The organism is bacterium, assembly GCA_030654305.1.
Lineage (GTDB): Bacteria > Krumholzibacteriota > Krumholzibacteriia > LZORAL124-64-63 > LZORAL124-64-63 > PNOJ01.
In genome coordinates this window covers 1-2,760 of the sequence record JAURXS010000536.1, presented here as the reverse complement: position 1 = coordinate 2,760, position 2,760 = coordinate 1, and the positions used below count along the sequence as shown (strand labels likewise).

At 67.4% G+C, this 2,760-nt stretch carries 4 protein-coding genes; 1 reads left to right on the top strand and 3 read right to left on the bottom strand.

Annotated features, from left to right (window positions below):
• Positions 1–1,058: HNH endonuclease domain-containing protein (locus Q7W29_14975; protein ID MDO9173124.1), on the top strand; the 1,058-nt coding region annotated here is incomplete at its 5' end.
• Here Q7W29_14975 and pdxT read toward each other — a convergent pair.
• The 3 genes from pdxT to Q7W29_14960 form a co-directional block, all read right to left on the bottom strand.
• Positions 1,051–1,626, bottom strand: coding sequence for a pyridoxal 5'-phosphate synthase glutaminase subunit PdxT (pdxT, locus tag Q7W29_14970; GenBank protein MDO9173123.1), 576 nt, complete (start codon positions 1,624–1,626; stop codon positions 1,051–1,053). The genes Q7W29_14975 and pdxT overlap by 8 nt on opposite strands.
• An 11-nt stretch (positions 1,627–1,637) precedes the next feature.
• Positions 1,638–2,543: a pyridoxal 5'-phosphate synthase lyase subunit PdxS gene (gene pdxS / locus Q7W29_14965; protein MDO9173122.1), complete on the bottom strand. Its 906-nt coding sequence runs from the start codon at positions 2,541–2,543 to the stop codon at positions 1,638–1,640.
• 94 nt (positions 2,544–2,637) lie between these two features.
• Positions 2,638–2,760, bottom strand: a 123-nt coding sequence (locus Q7W29_14960) for a hypothetical protein (GenBank protein ID MDO9173121.1), incomplete at its 5' end; no start/stop codon positions are given.

The following is a 2,760-nucleotide window of genomic DNA, read 5'->3' as shown; positions in this document are numbered from 1 at the left end:
CGCGGCGGGATCCGCTGGGTGCTGCCCCGGCAGGCCGACTATTGGACGAAGGGGTAGGCGTGGCGCCGCCGAGCGAGAACACCCAGCTCGAATTCCTCGCTTACATCCAGCGCCTGCTCGACGAGGGTGATTTCACGGCGTCCTACAAGTACGCCTTGCTGTTGGCGCTCGCCGATCTCTCGGTCGAGCGGGGCAACGACGAGGGCGGCCCTCTCACGCTGCGGATCCGGGACATCGCCGGCAAGTTCGTACGCTACTACTGGCGGCAGGCACGGCCCTATGTCAACGGGCCGGCACGGGGCGAGCTGATCCAGAACACCAATTCTCAGGCTCACGTCATCAGCTTGGTTCGAGAAGCGGCCGCTGACTACGCGACGAACGTCGAAGCTCCCCACGACATCTTGCATGCGGAGGCACCGCTCGTCCGCAAAGTGGCGAAGACCGTCGAAATGATGCCCCTCTGGAAACTGCAGAGGCTGGCCGGCCAGCTCGAAACCAGGCTGTACACACATACGGGGAGCCGCGAAGCCATCGTGCTGAATCCCGGCATTGCCTTCTGCTTCCGCCGGTTCCACGGCCTCGTCACGCGGCTGGCCCAGGACGCCTGGATCCGCTTCGTGCGCAACCGTCCGGCCAACCAGGCGCTGATCGGTGAAGCCGTGGATCTCGGGTCATTCCTGTTCGGCAGCGAGCGTGCCAATCTCAATCAATACCGTCCGCTCCTTAGTGAACTTCAGGACAACACGTGCTTCTACTGCTCGAAGCCACTGCGCATCAGCGACGTGGACCATTTCATCCCTTGGTCGCGCTACCCCCACGATCTCGGCCACAACTTCGTGCTTGCGTGCAAACCATGCAATCACAGCAAACGCGGCATGCTGGCCGATCGCCCGCATCGCGAGCGCTGGGAGAGGCGCAACAAAGATCACGGATCGGAAATGACTGTCTGGTACGAATCGCGGCGGCTGCCGCACGACTTGGCAGGGACAAAAACCGTTGCTGAGTGGGCCTACGCCCAGGCCACGATGGCTGGTTCGCGGTTATGGATCGCTAGATGAAGTGGATCGGGAGGTCGACCCCCGACTCCCCTGCTTCGGGATGAAACGCCAACCCCGTCACATTCCCGCTCCGCACCCCCACCGTCTCCCCCCGCCACGTCGCCACGACCTCGACCCCCGCGCCGACCTCGAGGATCCGCGGCGCCCGGATGAACACGCCCTGCACCGGGTCGGCTCGTCCGGCGACGACGACCTCGTCCACGAACGAGTCCACCTGCCGCCCGTAGCCGTTGCGACGCACCAGCACGTCCAGCAGCCCCAGCGGGTGCACGCCGTGCCGGCGCACGTCCTCGTCGATGCGCGCCGCCAGCATGATCAGCCCCGCGCAGGTGCCCAGGATCGGCTTGCCGGCGGCGGCGAAGTCCAGGATCGGCTGGCGCAGGCCCACGATGTCCATGAGGCGGGTCATCGTCGTGCTCTCGCCACCGGGGATGATCAGGCCGCGGCACGCGGCCAGTTCCTGCGGACGGCGCACGTAGAGGTACGCCTCGCCCTGCCGGTCCAGGGCCGCGGCGTGGAGTGCGAAGTCGCCCTGCAGGGCGAGGATGCCGATGGGATGTCCGGTCATGCGCGCCGCGGCTACCAGCCGCGCCCCGCCATCTTCTGGTCCTCGGGCATGGTCGCGATGTCCAGCCCGCTCATCGGCTCGCCGAGGTGCATGCTGATCTCCAGCAGCTTCGCGGGGTCCTTGTAGAACGTGACGGCCTGCACGATGGCCTCGGCGCGGGGCTTCGGGTCCTTGCTCTTGAAGATGCCCGAACCGACGAAGACCGTCTCGGCGCCCAGCTGCATCATCAGGCTGGCGTCGGCCGGGGTGGCGACGCCGCCGGCGGCGAAGTTGGGCACCGGCAGCTTGCCGGTCTTCGCGACCTCGAGCACGATGTGGTAGGGGGCGCCCAGCTCCTTGGCCTCGTGCATCAGTTCGTCCTCGCGCAGCACCGTCAGGCGGCGGAGGCCCTCCTGCACCTGGCGCATGTGGCGGACGGCCTCGACGATGTTGCCGCTGCCGGCCTCGCCCTTGGTGCGGATCATGGCGGCGCCCTCGCCGATGCGGCGCAGGGCCTCGCCCAGGTCGCGGCAGCCGCAGACGAAGGGCACCTTGAAGGCCCACTTGTCGACGTGGTTCTTCTCGTCGGCGGGGGTCAGGACCTCCGACTCGTCGATGAAGTCGACGCCGAGGGCCTCGAGGATCTGGGCCTCGGCGAAGTGGCCGATGCGGCACTTGGCCATGACCGGGATCGACACCGTGTCCTGGATCTGCTTGATCATCGCGGGCTGGCTCATCCGCGCGATGCCGCCGTCGCGGCGGATGTCGGCGGGGATGCGCTCCAGCGCCATGACGGCCACCGCGCCGGCCTCCTCGGCGATCTTGGCCTGCTCGGCGTTGGTGACGTCCATGATGACGCCGCCCTTGAGCATCTCGGCGAGGCCGACCTTCAGCCGCATGCGCTCCTGGATCTTCTGATCCGTCCACGGGGTCTGCATGGCACTGTCTCCTGTTGGTGTCCAAGCGGCGGAGCCGCTCCGGGAAACAAGATAATCACAGCCGGCGGCGTTTGAAAGGGCCCGCCCGGCCCGCCTAGTACGACTGCGCGAACAGGACCCGCCGCCCGCTGGGCTGCCCGCAGCGGATGCAGACGCCGGTCTCGTCCGGCGTCCCGAGCGGGATGTTGCGGATCGTGACCTTGGTCTCGTCCTGGAT